Below are 17,122 nucleotides of genomic sequence, written 5' to 3'. Positions count from 1 at the left end.
GCGACAGGACTGGGGGCTCGGCGCCGGGGACGAGTGGATCGTGGGGACTCGGCGCAGAGAATCGGTATAGAGAGGCGGAGCAGAGAAGCAGAAAGACAGAGAGGGAGCGGCGGGGAGAGGCAGCGGGAGGCCCTCAGGCCACCGAGTGGTAGCGCGAGACCACGTCCACGAGCTCGGACGGGGCCTCCCCCGCCGGCACGGCCAGCGGCTCGGTGTCCACATCCGCCCCGGCCGCCCGCGAGAACCCCAGGAAGTAGCCCGGCGCCAGCAGATTGTTGGCGACGACGACGCGGCCCCCGCCCGCCAGGCTCGCCCGGGCCTCCGACACCGCCTCGGCCCCGTCGACGACGCCCTCGCCTTCCCCCTGGTCGGGCTCATGGCACTCCGAGGGGTCAGCGATTCTCGATGCTGCTCACCCCGACCTGGACGATCCGCCGGGCGTCGTCCTTCCCGAGCTTCAGCACCCGGATCCGTACGTCATAGCCGTCGACGACTCCTTCGGCCGAGCACGCCGTGTACATCCCGGTGCGACCGGCGCGCAGCGGCGAGGTCTCGCAGTCCCCCTCGACCCTCGCGCCCAGGCCCGCCTCGTCACTGATGCGCTGGACATCGGCCACGGTGACAGGCTGTTCCGTCCGGTACTCGCGCCACATGCTGTCGCACGGCACGCCGAGGCCGAGGCAGAACAGTCCGCCGGACACGTTGTGCGCTTCCTCGCGCCAGCCCAGAGCGGGTCGCAATCTGTCGGCCACCGCCACCATGGGTGCCGTGTCGATGAGGAACGAGGCCTGCATGACGACGAACGGGGCGGCGAGGACGGCCAGTGCCATGAAGACGCCTCTCCTCCGCTTCCGGAGCCGGCCCGTTCCCGCCTGTGGTGAGGCGTCGGCTGCGTCTCCCATGCCCTCGTCCCCTCCGTCGCCCGTGCTCATCGTCCCAGACGATCCCGCCGGTAGCCATGAGTTCCGCCCGGTGGCGTGCACCGCCAGTAACCGGGGCCTCGGGGATGACCGTGCGTGAGCGCTCGCGCCGGATACGTGTCACAGAGATCGAGGACCTGATCTCGCACAGGGCAAGCAGCGAGCCGTCACACGCCACCGCTGTCACCTCCGCCGTCCTCGAGGGTTCCTGCTGCCACCACCGCTGGGGCCTCTGGGTGAGACCGACCGCCGGGGCGCGACTCCTCGTCATATCAGCGTTGATGCACCGGCTTCGCCTTTTTCCTTGTCCCGGCCTGCCAGCCGCAGTACTTTCGAGCGAACACCTCACCACTCCACGCGTCAGAAGTGCTGTCGGTGGCGCGTGCGGCATCCGGGCCGGCCTTCGGGGGATGCTCACCAGACGTACCGGACACAAGGACGATCATGGCGCCATCGGAACGACATTTTTCCCGGGTCGGAGCCATCGCAGCCGTCACCGGCGTCATCGTCTATGCCGTGTCCGCCGGACTGCACCCGTGGACCCCTCCGCACGAGACGGAGGCCGCTTTCGCGGACTACGCGGTCGAGCCCCTGTGGGCGCTCTACCACGTGGGAGAACTTCTGGGGATCCTGTTGATGGGCGCCGCGGTACTGTCTTTGGCCTGGCGGCTGCGACGAGGCGCCGCCGGCGTCTGGGCGGCCCTGGGAGCGGCCGCCATGGTGGTGTGCGCCAGTCTCTACGCGGTTTTCGTCGCCGTCGACGGCGTGGCCCTGGGCATCATGGTCGACCGCTGGGCGGGCGCCGGCCCCGCAGAACAGGACGTGCTCTACGAGACCGCCTTCGCCGTTCGTCAGATCGAAGGAGGCCTCTTCAGCCTCCAGTGGCTGATGTTCGGCATCGTTGCCGGGCTTTTTGCGGTCGCCTTCTTCGTCAACGCGGGATCCGCCGCCCGTGGCCGGTGGTCGAGCGTCATGGGATGGATCAGCGCCATCGCCTGCGTCGGAGGACTGTCCTTCGGCGTCGTCCAGGCGCAAACCGGATACTCCGATCTGTCGATGTCCTTCCAGACCGGGATCTACATGGGAGGCGTGTGGGTCCTGGCTGCAGCCTGGTTCCTCTATCGCAATCCGGAACACGTCGATCTCGTCGAGAAGCCTTCGACCAGGGCATGAACACGACGATCCGGTCGAAGTCGCCACCGCTGATCAGCACGACGCGCGGACATCGGATCGGCCCTGCGTCCGCGGCTCTCATCCGGGGTTCGCCCGCTGGGTGATCGCAGATCTCGATCGTTCCGCTGACCATGCCGCTGAGGCGCGGAGACCTCCTCACCGGCAGTCCGGCCGGCACGGTGGCGGTGATCCCCGGGATCGCCTCGGACGAGGGCCGTGGAGTCCAGTTCGGCCGGCGCGAGTCAGGACCGTGTCGGCGCGTCCGCTCACCCGCCCTGCGCCGTGCTGCGCAGATGCTGCCGGCCGACCCGGTGGATGCACTCGCTGATGCGGTGCAGCCGCTCCGAGTCCAGCGCCCAGCTCTGCCAGTAGAGCGCGACGTCGTGGTGCGCGTGGTCCTCGAGCAGGTCCAGGGACCCGTCGACGAGGTCCGTGCCCAGCTGCAGCTCCGGCAGCATGCCCCAGCCCAGGCCCGCCCGCACGGCGGCGAGGAATCCCTCGGCGGACGGGACGGTGTGGGTGGGCGGGGACCGGTCGACACCGCGGGCGCGCAGGGCGTGCTGCTGCAGGTCGTCCTTGGCGTTGAACCGGAACACGGGCATGGCCGCCCAGTCGATGCCGGTCCCGGTGGTGAACCGCCGGCGCAGTGCGGGGGCGGCCACGGGGACGTAGCGCATGAAGCCCAGCCGCTCGAGCCGGCACCCGTTGACGGGTGCGGGATCGGAGGTGACGGCGCCGATGACGTCTCCCTGGCGCAGGAGCCGGCTGCTGTGGTCCTGGTCCTCCACGTGCAGGTCCAGGGTGGTGTCGGACCAGCCGGCGGCCTCGTGCAGGACGGGCACGAACCAGGTGGCCAGGGAGTCGGCGTTGACGGCCACCGGGGTCACCGTCCGGGAGGAGGCGCCGTGACCCAGGGAGTGCAGGGCCTCCGCCTCGAGGACCTGGACCTGGCGGGCAGTGCGCAGCAGCACGGCCCCGGCCTCGGTGGGGACGCAGGGCACGCCGCGGCGCACCACGACCTGCCCCACGGAGGTCTCCAGGGCCTTGATCCGCTGACTGACCGCCGAGGGACTGATCCCCAGGGCGTCCGCCGCTGCCTCGAAGGTGCCCTCGTCGATGATCGCGGTCAGGGCCCGCAGGTGCTCGAAGTTCATGAAGCAAAGCTAACGAAGCCGTCAAATCCTTCGTTTGTCTGCATTCGGAGCGCTGACTACCGTCGAAGTCATGTGGAGCATCTGGGGTACCGGGCTGATGAGCGGTCTGGCACTGATCGTCGCCCTCGGCGCGCAGAACGCGTTCGTGCTGCGCCAGGGAATCCGCCGCGAGCACGTGGGCGTGGTGGTGGCACTGTGCGCGGTCAGCGACGCGGTGCTGATCCTCGGCGGCACCGCCGGGATCGGGGCGCTGGTGTCCCGGTTCCCCGAGGCCCTGGACGTGCTGCGGTGGGGCGGCGCCGCCTACCTGGCGTGGTGGGCCGTGCGGTCCTTCGCCTCCGCCCTGAAGCCCTCGTCCCTGACCGCCGAGGCCCCGCGGTCCCGCGGATCGGTGGTCGCCACCACCCTGGCGCTGACCTACCTCAACCCCCACGTCTACCTCGACACCGTGGTGCTGCTGGGCAGCCTCGCCAACCAGCACGGCCCCGACACCCGATGGGTCTTCGCGGCCGGGGCCGTGGTGGGCAGCGTCGTGTGGTTCTCCGCCCTGGGCTACGGCGCCCGGGCACTCTCCGGGGTGCTCAGCAGCCCGCGCACCTGGCGGGTGGTGGATCTGGTGATCGGCATGGTGATGCTCGCCCTGGCCGTCAACCTGATCCGGGGCTGACCGCACCGCCGCGACCCGCCGCCGCCCCCGCCCTGATCCCGTTCCGGCGGGACCTAGGAGGACTCCGGGCCGGACGACGTCGGGACAGGATCGCCGTCCGCCGGGGCTGGCTCCCCGGTGGCCGGTTCCTCGGTGACCGGCTCGGGCCGCACCGCATCGGTCCAGGAGGCGCCGGGCTCCCGGGGCACCCCGGCCACGAAGGCCTGCCGGACGGCCTCCGCCCGCTCCTCGGGGCCGGCGTGCTCGGCGGCGGCGATCACCGTGGCGAACGCCTTCGTGTCCTGGACCAGCTCGGTGATCGTCTCGGGCGAGTCGACGCACCAGGCGTAGGCCGTCGCGTAGTCCACGGGGCGCCCGTCGGCGATCACGGTCCCGCTCTCGTCGATCTCCACGCTCATGCGTCCTCCTCGGTCGGGGCTCCGGCCCTTGGGGACGGGCCGGACGTACGGAGAGAGTACCCCCGGGCAGCGCGGCCGGACCGGAGGAGACCTCCCGCAGGCCTCGTGCGGCTCGCACCGCACGGGCGCACCGCGCCCGCAGTGACAACCTGTCGTCAGGGGTTGTCAGCACCCCTCCCTAGACTGGACGGGTGCAGGCCTGGCTGGAGTCCCTCCCCCTCGGCGCCGCGATCCTGTTCTTCTGGGCAGGGGCCATCGTGCGGACCACCACCATTTTCGTCATGGGCCGTGCCGCCGCCACCGGCGGGAGCCGGCGCTCCGACCGCGTCCGCGGGCTCATGGACAGCGCCGTCTACCGGCGGGCGCAGCGGCTGGTGCACCGCTGGGGCGTCCTGGCCGTCCCCGCCTGCTTCCTGACCGTGGGCCTGCAGACCGCCGTCATCCTCACCACCGCCGTCACGGGCATGCCCCTGCGCCGCTGGATCCCGGCGATGCTCGTGGGCACCCTCATCTGGGGCGTCATCTACGGCACCGTGGGCATGGCGGTCGTCTGGGCCTGGTTGGAGCAGCCGTGGGTGGTCGCGCCGATCGTCGTCGTCGTGCTCCTGCTGGTGCTCGGCCGCACCCTCCACAGACGGTGCCGGACCCGCCGCGACGAGAAACTGCCGGCCTCCCGGTGACGCCCTGGGCCCGGCCTGCCGACCCGTCCCAGGAAATTCTTGAGAACCCGGAGTAGTGTTCCGGCAGTGATGTCAACGATGCACACCCCCATCCCCCACATGTTCGCCGCGCCGCTCTACGCCGCCGAGCGGCTGCTCGCCGAAGCCATCCACGACGAGCACGTCAGCGTCGACGCCGTGGTCGTCCTCGACGCCCTGGCCGAGCACGTCACGGCCGAGGAGCCCCCCGCTCTCGAGGCCGTCGCCGAGAACACCCAGCTGACCCGCGAGGAGCTCGCCGCCGCCCTGGGCGACCTGGACGACCTGGGCTACCTCGAGGAGCTGGCCGAGCACGCGCCGCCCCTGTCGGCTCTGCGCGCCTCGCTCTTCGGCACGGCCGCCTGAGCCCCGGCAGGTCGGAGCCCCGGCAGGTCGGAGCCCGGACAGCGCTCAGCCCTGCTGCTCGGACTCCTCGTTCTCGGCGTCCCCGTCCTCGTGCGGGACGGGGGTCATCTCGGTGGTCATGTCGGCGTCGTCGTTGGAGGCCGCGTCCTCGATGGGGTCCGGGCTGGAAGTCGGCTGCTCGCTCACGGGGTGCTCCTTCGTCGGGGGCTTGGTGCCCTCAGCCTACGGCTCCGGCCGGGACCGCGGACAGCAGCCGCACCGCCTCCCGGGCGGCCGCCCGCCCGGCGCGCGTGGCGCCGAGGGTCGAGGCCGAGGCGCCGTAGCCGACCAGCAGCACCCGCGGCTCCCGGAGCACCCGCACCCCGTCCATCCGGATGCCACCACCCGGCTCGCGCAGCCCCAGGGGGGCCAGGTGGTCCAGGGCGGGCCGGAACCCCGTGGCCCACAGGATCACGTCCGCCCGGACGTCCCGGCCGTCGGCGAGCCGCACGCCCCCGGGCGTCACCGCCCGCAGCGGCCCCGCCGAGACGAGGATCCCGGCCTCGATCCCGGCCCGGTACTGCTCGGTCAGGGGCAGGCCGGTGGCCGAGACGACGCTGGCCGGCGGCAGCCCCGCCCGGGTCCGCTCGTCGACCCGGCGCTCGACGTCCCGCCCCCAGTCCGGGTCGAACTCCCGGTCCGTGAAGCCCGGGGGCCGGCGGGTGGCCCACGTGGTGGTGGCGCCCGCCTCGGCGAGCTGGAGCAGGAACTGCACCGCCGAGGTGCCCCCGCCCACGACCACCACGTGCCGGCCGCGGAACACTTCCGCGGACCGGAAGTCGTGGGTGTGCAGCTGCTGCCCCCGGAAGGACTCCCGCCCGGGGTAGTACGGCCAGTACGGGCGGTCCCAGGTGCCGGTGCCGTTGATCACCAGGGCCGTCCGCCAGGTGCCGGCGTCCGTGACCACGTCGAGCGGCCCGTCGCCGGACTCGGCCTCGACCCGGCGCACCGCGACGGGACGGTGGACCGGCAGTCCGAAGCGGCGTTCGTACTCGCCGTAGTAGCGGGCGACGACGGCGGAGGCCGGCTCGGCCGGGTCCGGCACCCCGAGGGGCAGTCCGGGCAGGTCGTGGATCCCGTGCGCGCCGCCGAAGGTGAGCGAGGGCCAGCGGTGCCGCCATGCTCCCCCGGGACCGGGGTTGGCGTCGAGGACCACGAAGTCCTCCTCCGGGGCCAGGCCCCGGCGCTGCAGGTGGTGGGCGGCCGACAGACCGGTCTGCCCCGCCCCGATGACCACGACGTTCATGCCCGCACTCCCTTTGGTTGATGTATCACCAATTGCAGAACGGCCGGTGGCACCGGGCTATTCCGGGGACTGTCCCCCCGCCGGGGCGGGCGCCCGGAGCAGGGAGCGCACGTGCCGGACCGCCCGCCGGGCCTCCGGCGTCCACCAGGCGCCCACGTAGACGTGGAAGGCGCCGGGCTCGTAGAGCAGCTTCCCGGCGTTGCCCGCCCGGGCCAGGTCCCGGGCGAAGGCCAGGGCGTCGGCGGCCAGGATGTCCTTGCCGCCCTGGACCACGTGCACCGGCGGCAGCCCGGCCACGTCCCCGTAGAGCGGGCTGACCAGCGGGTCCGTGAGCTCGCGGTCCCGCGCCCAGGCCGCGGCCATGGGCACCACCTGGTCGGTGCTCAGCATGGGGTCGTGCGGGTCGATCTCCCGCACCGCAGGGTGGGTGGCGGAGACGTCCACCGCCGGGGAGAAGCCCACCACGTGGTCCGGCAGCCGCTGCCCGGCGTCCCGCAGGCGCATGGCCAGCCCGATCGCCAGGCACCCGCCGGCGGAGTCCCCCGCGACCACGATCCGGTCCGCGGCGGGCCGGGCCACGAGGTCGGCCCAGGCCGCGGCGAGGAAGTCGTACCCCTCGTCCACGTGGCCCTCGGGGGCCAGCCGGTACAGCGGGACCGTGACCGTGGTCCCGGTGTCCTTCACGAGCTCGCGGACGATCCACCAGTGCGCCGGCAGCAGCGGGTTCACGAACGCCCCGCCGTGCAGGTAGATCAGGTGGGACCCGTCTGCCCCGGCGCGCGGCGTCAGGCGCAGCAGCGGACGGCCGGCCACCTCGGTGCGCTCCACGGCGTGCGAACGCCGCAGGTCGGCCGGGATCCTGGCCGGCTCCGGATACCGGCGCCCGTGCAGCTGCTCCACCGGGGTCCACGGCTGCAGGCGCGCGCGCAGGCGGACCGCGTGGGACGTCACGGCCATGCTGATGCTCATCCGGGCTCCATTCCTTCGGGGCGGGCTCAGGCCAGCCGCACGGTCGTGAGGCAGGTGGGACTGTCCGGGGAGGTCGCGAACTGCTCGACGGCCGCGCCCCGCTCCGAGCCGATCTCGAGCGTGCCGGTGATGTCCTTGGGCAGCCAGAAGCCCACGAACCCGTTCTCGTAGCTGGTCACGGTCCCGTCCACGAGCACGGCCCCGGAGTCGTCGGTGATCCGCACGTCGAAGTCCTCGCCCGCGAGCTCGCCCTGGCACCCGGAGAGGCTGTGGGAGAAGCACTCGTGCGTGGTGGTGGTCCACGGGGCGACCGCGAGGTAGAAGCGGTCCTCCGGCATGGGCAGGGCCGTCTCGGTGCCGCCATCGCTGAGCACCACCTCGTCGTAGGTCACGGAGCCGGCGAGCCCGGCGTCACGGTCCTCGTGCGTGCGGTCGAGCTGCTCGACCACCTCCTGCGTGCTCGCGCCCTCGAGCCCGTGCTCCCGCAGCAGGGCGTCCTGCTCGGAGCTCCCGCCGGCGCAGCCGGGAACGAGGAGCAGGACGGCTACGGACACGGACAGCACGGCGGATCTCATGGGGCCAGGATATCGGGGGCGTCCCCTGTCACCGGCTCCTCCCCGGCCACCCCGGGACGCCGGGAGTTTCCTGTGGGACAGGTCACAGATCCCGCCCCGGCGGCTAGAGTGGATGTCCAGTGGTGTCAGGGTTCGGGAGGATCCGCCATGCAGAACACAGAGAACAAGGACGTCTCCGGGATCGCGCTCCTGGTCGCCGGGGCGGTCGTCCTGTCCGTGGTCTCGTTCGTCCTCGTCAACCTGGACACGATCCTTCTCCTCCTGCTGGCCGCGGCCGCCCTGTGGTTGCTCGGCGTGCTCCTGCGGGCGCTCGCCCGCTCCCTGGCGGAGCGCGCGCGGGCGTGGCTGCGCGGCGCGCACCGGAGCCCCGCAAGGGCCGGTGCGGGGACGGCCTGCAGGGCCACCGCGAGGAACCCGGGGAAGAGCCCCCGGAAGAGCACGGGGAAGTCGATCGCGAGAACCGCCGAGCAGGCCCGGCGGAGCGCCGTGGAGGACATGCGCACGGCCTGGATCCGGTGGCAGCTCGGCGTCCTCCCGCCGCAGCAGCGGCGCGGGGACGCGTCCTTCATCGCCGCCCGGCTGGCCGAGGTCCCGCACGCCGACTGGGACGCGACCCGGCTCCGGCGGCACGGCCAGGCCCTGTGGTGCATCCGGGACGCGTCCGCCCGGACGCCCCTGCAGGGGGAGGTCGAGGCGCGCCTGGACCGGGTCGCCGCCATGATCTCGGAGCTCACGGACGACGAATTCGACACCCACCGCGGCCAGACCGACGAGCATTACCTCTACCACCCGGACCGCGAGGTCCGGGCCGCCTACCTGGCAGGCGGGTCGCAGGCCGTCGAGACCATCATGGGCACCATCACCGCCGTCCGCGCCCAGGTCCGCGAGGACGCCGCCGCCCGGGCGGCCGCGGACTCCCTGGCGCGCGAGCGCAACGCCGCGCTCCGGGCGCTGCGGGAGACCCGCCGGCCGGCCCGTCCGCGGGACGCCCACGCGGCCTGGGAGGCGCAGGCCGAGCAGATCGGCCGCTGAGCCGCCGGGACCTGGGGTCCCGTGCCCAACCGACGATCCGGAGCAACTCCCCGCGGCGCGGCCTGGATCAGCCTCCCCCGGGTCTGCACGGACATGGTCGTCTTCTTCCTCGAGTGCCTCTTCAGCGAGCTCGGAACCGTGGTCCGGAGCAGGGGCCCGGGTCTGCGCGTGCGCCGCGACGGGCGACGCGAACGCGTCCCGCGCGGGCGCCGGGAGAAGAACTCCAGCTCCCCGAAGGCGAGCGCGCAGCGGATGCGGCGGGACGAGGGGTCGAAACGGCCGGCGTCGTCGAGGCCCTTCCGCATGTCGGCGACGGTCGTGTCGGACCACTGGTCCACGGTGGCCTGGATGTCGGCCTCCGCGGCCGCGGCCTGGTGGGCCACCGTGACGTACGGGCGGATCGCGGCCCACTGGCCGAGCTTCCGCCACAGCCAGGCACGGATCTGCTCGCGGTCCCCGACCGGATCACCGAGGGCAGGGGCGGGTCGTCGGAGCCGGTGAGCAGCGCGTTGTCGTCGGCCACCAGCGAGCGCACGAGGTCGGCCTTCCAGGGGAAGTGCAGGCAGAACGTCGCCCGGGTGGTGCCGGCCGCCACGGCGATGTCGTCGATGGTCGTCCCGGCGTAGCCCTTCGTCCCGAACAGCTCCGGCCCCTTGTCGAGGAGGAGCTGCCGGGTCGTCTGCTTCTGCGCTTCACGGAGCCGGGCCACCCCATCAAAGGAGGACACGCCGTCGAGCCACTGGACACCGGTGCCGCAACGAACGGGCGCGGCCCCTACGCCAGGTGCTCCTCCGGCTCGCCCTGGAACTCGCGCACCTCCACGGGGAGGGTGGTCGCCTGCGCCAGCTTCCGGCCCCACTCGATGGCGGCGTCGTAGTCCGGGGCGGCCACGATGCAGATGCCCCCGGCGTGCTCGTCCTCGCGCTCGTACGGGCCGTCCGTGGTCACCACGTCCTCGCCGTGGAAGCGCACGACGACGGAGGCCTCCGCCCGGTCCAGCCCCCCGGCGAAGACCCACGCCCCGGCCGCCCGGAGCTCCTCGTTGAAGGCGGCGACGTCCCGCATCACGGGTTCCAGGACCTCGGGTGCCGCCGGCCCGCCGTCGGGCTGTTCGATGCTGAGCAGGTAGTGCTTCATGGCGAGCCTCCTGGGCGTCGGGTGGTCCTCGGAGTCTACGGTCGCGGCGGCCCGCCGAAATAGACCTGGACCTCCACGACCCGGCCGTCGCGCACGGTGATCGCCTCCATGTTCTGGAAGACCCCGCCGGTCCTGAGCTCGTACTCGTACCGGACGAGCACGAGGCCCGGCTCCGCCTCGACCACCTGGAGCAGGTCCTGCCGGGCCACCCGTCCCGCCGTGGGGAAGCACCGTTCGAAGTACGCGGACCGGTCGATGTGGTCGTCCTGCGGGGACGTGAACCGCAGGTCGTCGCCCACGAGCTCGCGGGCCGCCGCCTCGTCCTGCGCGAGGTAGGCGGCGAAGAGCCGCCGGACGACGTCCGTGCCGACGGTGGTCATGCCCGCAAACTACCCGGGGGCGGGAAACGGGACAAGCGCCGGACGCCGCGCGGTGAAGGGGCCCGCCCCGCGCGGGCCGGCGGTCCACCGTTGCGTCCCGGCGTCCCGGATTCCTCCCGCATGCGCGATCATGGGAGGTCCGAGGGACCGCTCACGCGTCCGTCCCCGCCCGTCAGGAGGATCCGTGCCCAAGAGCAAGCCCCGCAAGAAGGCCGCCGCCAAGAAGAAGCAGCAGCGGCGGGAGTTCCACGCCGCGGCCGGCGCCCGCACCGTCGACATCGAGGGCGCCGCCCAGGGCACGTGGGACGACGACGCCCACGAGCTGCTCGTCGCCCGCGGCTGGGTGGCCTACCGGGACCTGGAGATGGACCAGCTCGGCGACGGGTGGGAGTGGCTGCCGTCCCAGCTGCCCCTCGACGCCGGCGTCGGCGGGGAGCCCGGGCCCACCACCGTGTTCGCCGCGGCCGAGGGCGGGTACGACGTCGAGCTCGCCAACGCGAACGGCTCCGTGGACCCGGACCGCGCGGGCCACTACGACACCCTCGAGGACCTCGCTGCGGACCTGGACAGCCTCGAGGCCTGGCGCGTGCCGGCCGGCGAGTACGTCCTGCCCGAGGTCCGCACCTTCTCCGCGGACACCCCGTGGGCGATCTGCCAGCTCTGGGCCGGCGGGATGATCGACCACTGGGAGCTCGCGGCGGACCTCATCCACTTCCCGTACGAGGAGACCGAGGAGGGTTTCGCCGCGGTCGAGCGCGCCCACCGGACGGGGCTGATCCCCGCGCAGCTCTACGCCGCGATCCGCGCCGGCCGCGCCGGGTAGCGGGGCCGGATCCCTTGTCGGGGCCACCGGCCCGGCGTAGCGTGAGCCGGGACCGGCACCCTGCTGAGCACACGAGGAGCGGCATGAGCGACATGACCCCGGATCCGGCCGAGAACAAGCCGTCGCAGGCCGAGGGGGACGTCCCCGAGGACCAGAGCGTGCAGCCGGCCGTCGACCCGGACGACAACAAGCCCTCCCAGGCCGAGGGGGACGCCCCCGCGGACGCGCCGGGCGACGACTGAGCCCCGGCCCGAGGATGCCGGGCGCCCCCTGGACGGGGCGTCCCCGGGCGCGGGCTCAGCGGCGGGACACTCCCCGTCCGTCCCTGGCGGAGGCGTTCTTCGGCGCCCACCCGGACAGGCCGAGGAGGTCGGCCACCTCGCGGTAGTGGCTCGTGGAGAGGATCCCGAACCCGGCCTCGACCGCGCGGCGGTAGTAGTGCACGTCGAGGGCGTCGGCGGGCAGGTTCTCGTCGTAGCGGTGCAGCTCGAGCCGCATGGGCACGTTCCAGCTCCGCATCCGCAGGCTCTCCTCCATGTCGGGGATGTAGTGGCCGGCGAACCCGACCACCCGCCGGATGTCGGGCACCTCCCGCCGGACGTCGTCGACCGTGGGCAGGCCGTCCTGGTGGGTCGGGACGAAGTAGACGAGGTCCGGGGCGATCCTGCGGTAGACGGCCAGCTCTCTCAGACCGTTCACGCCGACCACCACCTGGCTCTCGGCGCGGTGCGTGCGGACGAGTTCGACGACGCTCTCCGGGGACACGTTCCTGACGTCGAGCCACAGCACCGCCCCGGCCAGCACGGCCCAGGTGAGGAACTCCGCGGCCTCCCGGACGGGGAACCGGGTGACCTCGCCGTAGTTGTCCACCAGGTGCTGGCTGAGCACGTAGTCGGCGGACTGCTCGCTCACGGGGCCGGCGCCGGTGCTCCCGTGCCCCATGACGGCCTCGTGCAGGACCACGCACCGGCCGTCGACCGTGGTGCGCAGCTCGATCTCGATCATCGTGCGCGCCCGGGTGGCGAGGACGTTCTGGGCGGACTCGAGCGCGGAGCAGGGCCACGACCCGTCCGGGTGGTAGCCGGCGCGGCGGGCGAGCAGGAGGGGACCGTCGCTCGTCAGGCGGTCGTGGCGGGTGTAGGCGGCCAGCTCGGCCGGCGAGTCGAAGACGATCGAGTGCCCTGCTGCTCGCGGCGGCGCGCCGGTGGCGGCGTGGTACGGAGGGCGCGGGCGGCGGTGATCGTTCGGCATGGGAACTCCTGGGGGGATGGGAGCGCGGACAGCGGCCGTGGGGGGACGGCCGGTGGGCGGGAAGCGGGGGAACTGCCCGTCCACACGTGCTCAGGGGCTCTCGGCCACCCGTGCACGTTCCAACTCTTCCACGTCCGAGGCCGAATACGTGGTTGCGATCTGCATGTCGTTGCCTCCGCCCAGCACATTGCGGGTGCTGAGACCCCGGAAGAGCAGCCGGGGAATGGGCCGGTAGAAGGTGCGGCCGTCGCCGACGGGCCGGGTCCTCGTCCCGTGACGCAGGGCGACGGCGTGCAGCCACACGTCGTCGGCCATCGGCGCGCAGGCCGCGAACGCGGTGCCGAGCTCCCGCAGCGCCTCGAGCAGGTGCGGCGGGTAGAGCACGCCGGAGGTGCCCGTGGCGAACGTGCAGAAGGACGCCTCCGGCGGGGCACCGGGGCTCCACGTGGCGTAGGGCAGGATCCGTCCTCCACCCAGGCGGATCCGGTGGGTGCGGTGGGCGACCACGTCGTGGGGGTGCCGGGCGTGGACCGCCAGCAGCTCCTCGAGCCACGTCGCCCCGTAGAGCACGTCGTCGTCCGCGATGACCAGGGGCAGTTCGTGCCGTGCCCGGGACCGGACGTAGGGGTAGTACTTCTGGTGGGGCCCCCAGTCCTCGGTGCACCGCAGCTCGAGGCCCCGGCGCACCAGCCGGGCCAACGGCGGGGGCGGGTCGGCCACGACGTCGGCCTCCCGGAGCCACAGGATCAGCCGCCGCGGACGAACGGTGCCGTGCGCCATCGACTCGACGGCCAGGTGGACCGCCCGGATCCGGTTCCCGTAGGAGGTGAGGCTCACGACCACGGGCGCGTCCCCCCGCACGGGCGCGGCCGAGAAGCGGTTCCGGACCCGGAAGTACAGGGCGCTGCGGCTGGTCCGGAACGAGCGCAGCCAGTCGCGGACCAGCTCCCGGGACAGCACCCACCGCAGGGGGTGCGGTTGCCGGCCGCCCGCCCGGGTGCTCATGACGGGCGCGCCAGGGCCGCGTCGCTGCCGAGCTGGAGGACGCCCGCGTCGGTCGTGACGGCGATCCAGGAGAAGCCCTGCGCCCGCAGCGCGGCGGCGCGCTGCGGCGACCCGGCGTAGGCGCCCGCCAGGACGCCGGCCTCCCGGCACGCGCGCACGATCGTGGGCAGGGGGGCGTCCTCCGCGGTGTCCGCGAGCAGCTGGTCGACGTCCCGGCCCAGGGCGAGCGCGAGGTCGAAGGGCCCCACGAAGACCATGTCCAGGTCCGGGACCGCCGCGATCGCCCGGACCCCGGCGACCGCCGGGGCGGTCTCGACCATCACCGCGCACAGCGGCCGGGGCGCGGCCGCCACGCCGGCGGCGGCGTCCCGTGCACCGGGGAGCGGCCCCCAGCTGCGGGCGCCCCGCGGCGGGTAGTGCGCCGCGGCGACCGCGGCCTCGGCCTGCTCCGCGTCCTGGACGAGAGGAACGACGACGCCGTCGGCCCCGGCGTCCAGCGCCCGGCCGATGAGCGTGGGATCGTTCGCGGCGACCCGGACCAGCACCGGGACGGACGGATCGCGCCGCAGGGCGAAGAGCCCGCGGACGGCGGCGTCGTCGAAGTGGCCGTGCTGGGCGTCGACGCCCATCCAGCCGAAGCCGGCGCGCTCGAGGGCGAGCGCGGTCCGGACGTCGCCGAGCGTGGCCCACACCCCCGCGCGCACCCCGTTGCCGTTGCCGTTGCCGTTGCCGTTGCCGGAATTATGTGCCTCGGTCATGGCCTCATTCTGGCAGGAGCGTCGCTCAGATCTCCGCAGTGGCCAGCACTGGCGGGGTGGGTGTCTCCGAACCCCCGGCGGGCTCCACGGTCATGGCCACCGCGCCGGCGCGACCGACGTCGCCGTCCAGCCAGACCCGCACCTGCCCACCGCCGAAGTGCACGTCCGGCACCGGGGTGTCGCCCTGCACGAGCCACAACTGGTACTCCCGGTCCTCGCCCGGTCCGGCGAGATCGGAGGCGACGAACAGCGCCGCGTCCTCCTGCTCCGAGACCACCAGGGTGGCCGGGCGGCCGTCCACCTCGAGCTGGCGGATGGTGACGTCCGGGGCGCTCAGCAACCGGGTCTGCCGGTCCTGCTCCTGGGCCACGAGCCGCTGCTCCCGCTGCTCGGTCTGCGTGCCGAGGGCCCAGCCGCCCAGGGCCGCACCGGGCAGGAGCACGGCGGCCGCGGCGGCGGCCAGCCATCGGCGCCGGGGCCGGCGCCGCTGCGCCAGGGACACGGGCGTGGCCCCGGACGCGTCCCCGGCCCGGCGCTCCGATCGCCGCTCCTGCCGCGTCCCGTGCACGGCCGCGAGGACGTTCTCGCGCAGGGCCGCCGGCGGTGGCGCGGCGACGACGGAGGCCAGGTGCGCCCCGACCTCGCCGAAGGCGGCCACCTCCTCGCGGCAGGACGCGCAGCCCCGCAGATGGAGCTCGAACGCGGCCCGCTCGCCGGGCTCGAGCGCGTCCACGGCGTAGAGCGCCGCGTCGGCGTGGACGTCCCCGGTCCGGTCGTCCCCCTGGATGTCCTTCACAGCCGCACCCCCAGTGCCGATCTCAGATGTTTGAGCCCGTCGCGGATCCTGGCCTTCGCCGTGCCCAGCGGGACGTCCAGGTGCTCCGCGACCTGGCGGTGACTGTACCCCTGGTAGTACACCAGGCAGACGGCCTCCCGCTGGAGCGGGCTGAGCGCGCCGAGCTGCGCCCGCACCTCCCCGGAGTCCAGGGACTGCTCCACCTCGCTCCAGGTGGAGTCGGACGGGGTGTCCACCTGACGGAGCTCGTACTGCTGGTCCCGGTCCCGGTCCCGCTGGTTCTGCCGGATCCGGTCCACCGCGCGGCGGTGGGCCATGGTGCACAACCACGCCAGGGCCGTGCCGCGGCCGGCGTCGAAGCGCTCCGCCTGCTGCCAGGCCATCAGGTAGACCTCCTGGACCACCTCGGCGGCCAGCTCCGGGGAGCGGACCAGCCGCACCACGAGACCGTGGACCGTCGCCGACGTCGCGTCGTACAGCCGGGCGAAGGCGTCCTCGTCCCCGCCCGCGACACGGCGCAGCAGCTCCGCCTGTTCCTCGGTCCGCCCTGGGGCGGGCACCGGGGCGCCGGTGCCGCCGCTCCGGCCGGTCGGTCCTTCGCTCACACGATCTCGCTGTTCACTCGGGGAGCAGCACCTCGCCCGGGACCCGGACGAGAGCAGTGTCGAACTGCACCCTGCCACACCGGGTCGCTGTGATGCCGCCGACACACGCACCGTCTCCATGGCTCCTGTTCGTCGCGGGACCGGCCACGGACGGGTCCGCGGGCCGTCCTGGTGCCCCGAGAAGTTTTTCTCCCTCGCACCCGTCCGGGGGCCGTCCGGTGGCGAACTCACCGTGCACACACCGAAAGTGCGCACACGGCACGACCCCCGGTACGACACAGGAGAGAATCTGATGCGCAAGTCCATGCTCCTCACAGTCCCCACCCTCGCCCTCGGCGCCCTCACCATGGCGGCGGCCCCCGCCGCAGCCCACGAGGGCGACATGTGGTCCTCCCAGGCCACGCTGAACACCCTGAACAACAGCGGCACCACCGGTGACGTCATGGTCGACCTGCACGGTGCCGAGGCCACCGTGAAGATGAACGTCTCCGGCGCGGCCGAGACCTTCATGGACGGGCCCTTCCCGCACGCCCAGCACATCCACTCGCCCGAGCAGGCCGCCGCCGAGTGCCCCCCGGCCTCCGCCGACACCGACGGCGACGGCGTGGTCAACACCCCCGAGGGCCAGCCCTTCTACGGCGGGATCCTGACCTCGCTGACCACCGAGGGCGACACCAGCCCCGACTCGGCCCTGGCCGTCGAGCGCTTCCCGGGCGGTGGCGCGTACACCTATGAGCGGACCATGGAGCTCGACGCCGAGACCCGGGCCGCCGTGGAGGACGGCACGGCCGTGGTCGTGGTCCACGGTGTCGACCCGACGCTGCTGCCGGCGGCCGCTGCGGAGAAGATGAGCCCGCTCAACCCCGACCTGCCCCTGGCCGCGACCCTGCCGGCGGCCTGCGGTGTCCTGACCGCCGCCCAGATGGACGCGATGCCCGAGGGCGGCGCCGACACCGGCGTGGCCCAGGAGACCGGCTCCACCACCGAGGCCGTGGCCCTCGGCGGCGGGATCCTGGCGGCCGTCGCCGGCGGCGCCTGGGCCCTGCGCCGGCGTGCCGCCCGGGCCTGACCCCACGGGGACGGTTCCTGCCATGACGGGATCGACCACCGGTCGCCGCGCAGGCCTGCTG

24 protein-coding genes are annotated in these 17,122 nt (G+C 73.5%); 8 read left to right on the top strand and 16 right to left on the bottom strand.

What is annotated here, in order from left to right:
• Window positions 1-133: 133 nt before the first annotated feature.
• Together ACH9D2_RS18545 and ACH9D2_RS18540 are read right to left on the bottom strand one after the other, a co-directional pair.
• The gene (locus ACH9D2_RS18545) at window positions 134-328 is read right to left on the bottom strand and encodes a hypothetical protein (protein WP_396364302.1); all 195 of its coding nucleotides are present in this window, start codon (window positions 326-328) and stop codon (window positions 134-136) included.
• A gap of 64 nt (window positions 329-392) precedes the next feature.
• Window positions 393-830, bottom strand: coding sequence for a hypothetical protein (locus ACH9D2_RS18540; RefSeq protein ID WP_396364301.1), 438 nt, complete (start codon window positions 828-830; stop codon window positions 393-395).
• Between the two features lie 534 nt (window positions 831-1,364).
• Between ACH9D2_RS18540 and ACH9D2_RS18535 the strand changes: the two genes are divergently transcribed.
• A complete protein-coding gene (locus ACH9D2_RS18535) occupies window positions 1,365-2,093 on the top strand; it encodes a hypothetical protein (RefSeq protein ID WP_396364300.1) in 729 nt (242 codons plus the stop codon).
• A 266-nt stretch (window positions 2,094-2,359) separates the two neighbouring features.
• Here the strand turns inward: ACH9D2_RS18535 and ACH9D2_RS18530 are convergent, their stop codons facing one another.
• Window positions 2,360-3,247, bottom strand: coding sequence for an ArgP/LysG family DNA-binding transcriptional regulator (locus tag ACH9D2_RS18530; protein WP_396364299.1), 888 nt, complete (start codon window positions 3,245-3,247; stop codon window positions 2,360-2,362).
• A 70-nt stretch (window positions 3,248-3,317) separates the two neighbouring features.
• Here ACH9D2_RS18530 and ACH9D2_RS18525 point away from each other — a divergent pair, with 70 nt between their 5' ends.
• Window positions 3,318-3,914 carry a LysE family transporter gene (locus tag ACH9D2_RS18525; RefSeq protein WP_396364298.1) on the top strand — a complete coding sequence of 199 codons (597 nt, stop codon included), beginning with the start codon at window positions 3,318-3,320 and terminating at the stop codon, window positions 3,912-3,914.
• A gap of 53 nt (window positions 3,915-3,967) precedes the next feature.
• On the opposite strand, the gene ACH9D2_RS18520 is transcribed toward ACH9D2_RS18525, so the two are convergent.
• Window positions 3,968-4,312 carry a hypothetical protein gene (locus ACH9D2_RS18520; RefSeq protein WP_396364297.1) on the bottom strand — a complete coding sequence of 115 codons (345 nt, stop codon included), beginning with the start codon at window positions 4,310-4,312 and terminating at the stop codon, window positions 3,968-3,970.
• A gap of 191 nt (window positions 4,313-4,503) precedes the next feature.
• On the opposite strand from ACH9D2_RS18520, the gene ACH9D2_RS18515 reads away from it, so the two are divergent.
• Complete coding sequence (locus ACH9D2_RS18515) at window positions 4,504-4,992, top strand: DedA family protein (RefSeq protein ID WP_396364296.1); 489 nt, start codon at window positions 4,504-4,506, stop codon at window positions 4,990-4,992.
• Between the two features lie 78 nt (window positions 4,993-5,070).
• Window positions 5,071-5,376 (top strand): hypothetical protein, encoded by a 306-nt coding sequence (locus ACH9D2_RS18510; protein ID WP_396364295.1) that lies wholly within the window; start codon window positions 5,071-5,073, stop codon window positions 5,374-5,376.
• A 45-nt stretch (window positions 5,377-5,421) separates the two neighbouring features.
• Here the strand turns inward: ACH9D2_RS18510 and ACH9D2_RS18505 are convergent, their stop codons facing one another.
• From ACH9D2_RS18505 to ACH9D2_RS18490, 4 genes are read right to left on the bottom strand one after another with little or no spacing between them, the layout of a single operon-like run.
• Window positions 5,422-5,562, bottom strand: a complete 141-nt coding sequence (locus ACH9D2_RS18505; RefSeq protein WP_396364294.1) for a hypothetical protein — start codon at window positions 5,560-5,562, stop codon at window positions 5,422-5,424.
• Between the two features lie 31 nt (window positions 5,563-5,593).
• A complete protein-coding gene (locus ACH9D2_RS18500) occupies window positions 5,594-6,661 on the bottom strand; it encodes an FAD-dependent oxidoreductase (RefSeq protein WP_396364293.1) in 1,068 nt (355 codons plus the stop codon).
• 57 nt (window positions 6,662-6,718) lie between these two features.
• Window positions 6,719-7,630 (bottom strand): alpha/beta hydrolase, encoded by a 912-nt coding sequence (locus ACH9D2_RS18495; protein ID WP_396364292.1) that lies wholly within the window; start codon window positions 7,628-7,630, stop codon window positions 6,719-6,721.
• Between the two features lie 26 nt (window positions 7,631-7,656).
• A complete protein-coding gene (locus tag ACH9D2_RS18490) occupies window positions 7,657-8,205 on the bottom strand; it encodes a CueP family metal-binding protein (RefSeq protein ID WP_396364291.1) in 549 nt (182 codons plus the stop codon).
• 147 nt (window positions 8,206-8,352) lie between these two features.
• On the opposite strand from ACH9D2_RS18490, the gene ACH9D2_RS18485 reads away from it, so the two are divergent.
• Window positions 8,353-9,237: a hypothetical protein gene (locus ACH9D2_RS18485; protein WP_396364290.1), complete on the top strand. Its 885-nt coding sequence runs from the start codon at window positions 8,353-8,355 to the stop codon at window positions 9,235-9,237.
• 121 nt (window positions 9,238-9,358) lie between these two features.
• On the opposite strand, the gene ACH9D2_RS18480 is transcribed toward ACH9D2_RS18485, so the two are convergent.
• The 3 genes from ACH9D2_RS18480 to ACH9D2_RS18470 form a co-directional block, all read right to left on the bottom strand.
• Window positions 9,359-9,946, bottom strand: a complete 588-nt coding sequence (locus tag ACH9D2_RS18480; protein ID WP_396364303.1) for a TetR family transcriptional regulator — start codon at window positions 9,944-9,946, stop codon at window positions 9,359-9,361.
• Window positions 9,947-10,011: 65 nt separating this feature from the next.
• Entirely contained in the window at window positions 10,012-10,374 is a 363-nt protein-coding gene (locus ACH9D2_RS18475; protein ID WP_035924466.1) for a YciI family protein, read from the bottom strand.
• A gap of 35 nt (window positions 10,375-10,409) precedes the next feature.
• Window positions 10,410-10,754: a nuclear transport factor 2 family protein gene (locus ACH9D2_RS18470; RefSeq protein ID WP_396364289.1), complete on the bottom strand. Its 345-nt coding sequence runs from the start codon at window positions 10,752-10,754 to the stop codon at window positions 10,410-10,412.
• 184 nt (window positions 10,755-10,938) lie between these two features.
• On the opposite strand from ACH9D2_RS18470, the gene ACH9D2_RS18465 reads away from it, so the two are divergent.
• Together ACH9D2_RS18465 and ACH9D2_RS18460 are read left to right on the top strand one after the other, a co-directional pair.
• Window positions 10,939-11,577 (top strand): hypothetical protein, encoded by a 639-nt coding sequence (locus tag ACH9D2_RS18465; protein ID WP_396364288.1) that lies wholly within the window; start codon window positions 10,939-10,941, stop codon window positions 11,575-11,577.
• Window positions 11,578-11,660: 83 nt separating this feature from the next.
• The gene (locus tag ACH9D2_RS18460; protein WP_396364287.1) at window positions 11,661-11,819 is read left to right on the top strand and encodes a hypothetical protein; all 159 of its coding nucleotides are present in this window, start codon (window positions 11,661-11,663) and stop codon (window positions 11,817-11,819) included.
• Window positions 11,820-11,874: 55 nt separating this feature from the next.
• Here ACH9D2_RS18460 and ACH9D2_RS18455 read toward each other — a convergent pair whose 3' ends face one another.
• From ACH9D2_RS18455 to sigK, 5 genes are all read right to left on the bottom strand, one after another.
• Window positions 11,875-12,828: a hypothetical protein gene (locus ACH9D2_RS18455; protein WP_396364286.1), complete on the bottom strand. Its 954-nt coding sequence runs from the start codon at window positions 12,826-12,828 to the stop codon at window positions 11,875-11,877.
• A gap of 90 nt (window positions 12,829-12,918) precedes the next feature.
• The gene (locus ACH9D2_RS18450) at window positions 12,919-13,833 is read right to left on the bottom strand and encodes a hypothetical protein (RefSeq protein WP_396364285.1); all 915 of its coding nucleotides are present in this window, start codon (window positions 13,831-13,833) and stop codon (window positions 12,919-12,921) included.
• Window positions 13,830-14,591 carry an aldolase/citrate lyase family protein gene (locus tag ACH9D2_RS18445; protein WP_396364284.1) on the bottom strand — a complete coding sequence of 254 codons (762 nt, stop codon included), beginning with the start codon at window positions 14,589-14,591 and terminating at the stop codon, window positions 13,830-13,832. Before ACH9D2_RS18445 ends, ACH9D2_RS18450 begins: the two co-directional genes overlap by 4 nt.
• 25 nt (window positions 14,592-14,616) lie before the next feature.
• Window positions 14,617-15,387: an anti-sigma factor gene (locus ACH9D2_RS18440; RefSeq protein ID WP_396364283.1), complete on the bottom strand. Its 771-nt coding sequence runs from the start codon at window positions 15,385-15,387 to the stop codon at window positions 14,617-14,619.
• Window positions 15,384-15,992, bottom strand: a complete 609-nt coding sequence (gene sigK / locus ACH9D2_RS18435; protein ID WP_396364282.1) for an ECF RNA polymerase sigma factor SigK — start codon at window positions 15,990-15,992, stop codon at window positions 15,384-15,386. The genes ACH9D2_RS18440 and sigK overlap by 4 nt, the downstream gene beginning before the upstream one ends.
• A gap of 292 nt (window positions 15,993-16,284) precedes the next feature.
• On the opposite strand from sigK, the gene ACH9D2_RS18430 reads away from it, so the two are divergent.
• Window positions 16,285-17,061: a hypothetical protein gene (locus tag ACH9D2_RS18430; protein ID WP_396364281.1), complete on the top strand. Its 777-nt coding sequence runs from the start codon at window positions 16,285-16,287 to the stop codon at window positions 17,059-17,061.
• Window positions 17,062-17,122: the final 61 nt, after the last annotated feature.

The sequence above is a fragment of the Kocuria rhizosphaericola genome (assembly GCF_044462205.1).
In the GTDB taxonomy this organism is placed as follows: Bacteria; Actinomycetota; Actinomycetes; order Actinomycetales; family Micrococcaceae; genus Kocuria; species Kocuria rhizosphaericola.
This window is presented reverse-complemented; position numbering and strand designations above follow the sequence as displayed.

Excerpts from the sequence above, each read along its gene's own strand:
- ACH9D2_RS18540 (WP_396364301.1), bottom strand. The coding sequence starts at position 830 with ATGGCACTGGCCGTCCTCGCCGCCCCGTTCGTCGTCATGCAGGCCTCG.
- ACH9D2_RS18535 (WP_396364300.1), top strand. The coding sequence starts at position 1,365 with ATGGCGCCATCGGAACGACATTTTTCCCGGGTCGGAGCCATCGCAGCC.
- ACH9D2_RS18530 (WP_396364299.1), bottom strand. The coding sequence starts at position 3,247 with ATGAACTTCGAGCACCTGCGGGCCCTGACCGCGATCATCGACGAGGGC.
- ACH9D2_RS18525 (WP_396364298.1), top strand. The coding sequence starts at position 3,318 with ATGTGGAGCATCTGGGGTACCGGGCTGATGAGCGGTCTGGCACTGATC.
- ACH9D2_RS18520 (WP_396364297.1), bottom strand. The coding sequence starts at position 4,312 with ATGAGCGTGGAGATCGACGAGAGCGGGACCGTGATCGCCGACGGGCGC.
- ACH9D2_RS18510 (WP_396364295.1), top strand. The coding sequence starts at position 5,071 with ATGCACACCCCCATCCCCCACATGTTCGCCGCGCCGCTCTACGCCGCC.
- ACH9D2_RS18500 (WP_396364293.1), bottom strand. The coding sequence starts at position 6,661 with ATGAACGTCGTGGTCATCGGGGCGGGGCAGACCGGTCTGTCGGCCGCC.
- ACH9D2_RS18495 (WP_396364292.1), bottom strand. The coding sequence starts at position 7,630 with ATGAGCATCAGCATGGCCGTGACGTCCCACGCGGTCCGCCTGCGCGCG.
- ACH9D2_RS18490 (WP_396364291.1), bottom strand. The coding sequence starts at position 8,205 with ATGAGATCCGCCGTGCTGTCCGTGTCCGTAGCCGTCCTGCTCCTCGTT.
- ACH9D2_RS18485 (WP_396364290.1), top strand. The coding sequence starts at position 8,353 with ATGCAGAACACAGAGAACAAGGACGTCTCCGGGATCGCGCTCCTGGTC.
- ACH9D2_RS18475 (WP_035924466.1), bottom strand. The coding sequence starts at position 10,374 with ATGAAGCACTACCTGCTCAGCATCGAACAGCCCGACGGCGGGCCGGCG.
- ACH9D2_RS18470 (WP_396364289.1), bottom strand. The coding sequence starts at position 10,754 with ATGACCACCGTCGGCACGGACGTCGTCCGGCGGCTCTTCGCCGCCTAC.
- ACH9D2_RS18460 (WP_396364287.1), top strand. The coding sequence starts at position 11,661 with ATGAGCGACATGACCCCGGATCCGGCCGAGAACAAGCCGTCGCAGGCC.
- ACH9D2_RS18455 (WP_396364286.1), bottom strand. The coding sequence starts at position 12,828 with ATGCCGAACGATCACCGCCGCCCGCGCCCTCCGTACCACGCCGCCACC.
- ACH9D2_RS18450 (WP_396364285.1), bottom strand. The coding sequence starts at position 13,833 with ATGAGCACCCGGGCGGGCGGCCGGCAACCGCACCCCCTGCGGTGGGTG.
- ACH9D2_RS18445 (WP_396364284.1), bottom strand. The coding sequence starts at position 14,591 with ATGACCGAGGCACATAATTCCGGCAACGGCAACGGCAACGGCAACGGC.
- ACH9D2_RS18430 (WP_396364281.1), top strand. The coding sequence starts at position 16,285 with ATGCGCAAGTCCATGCTCCTCACAGTCCCCACCCTCGCCCTCGGCGCC.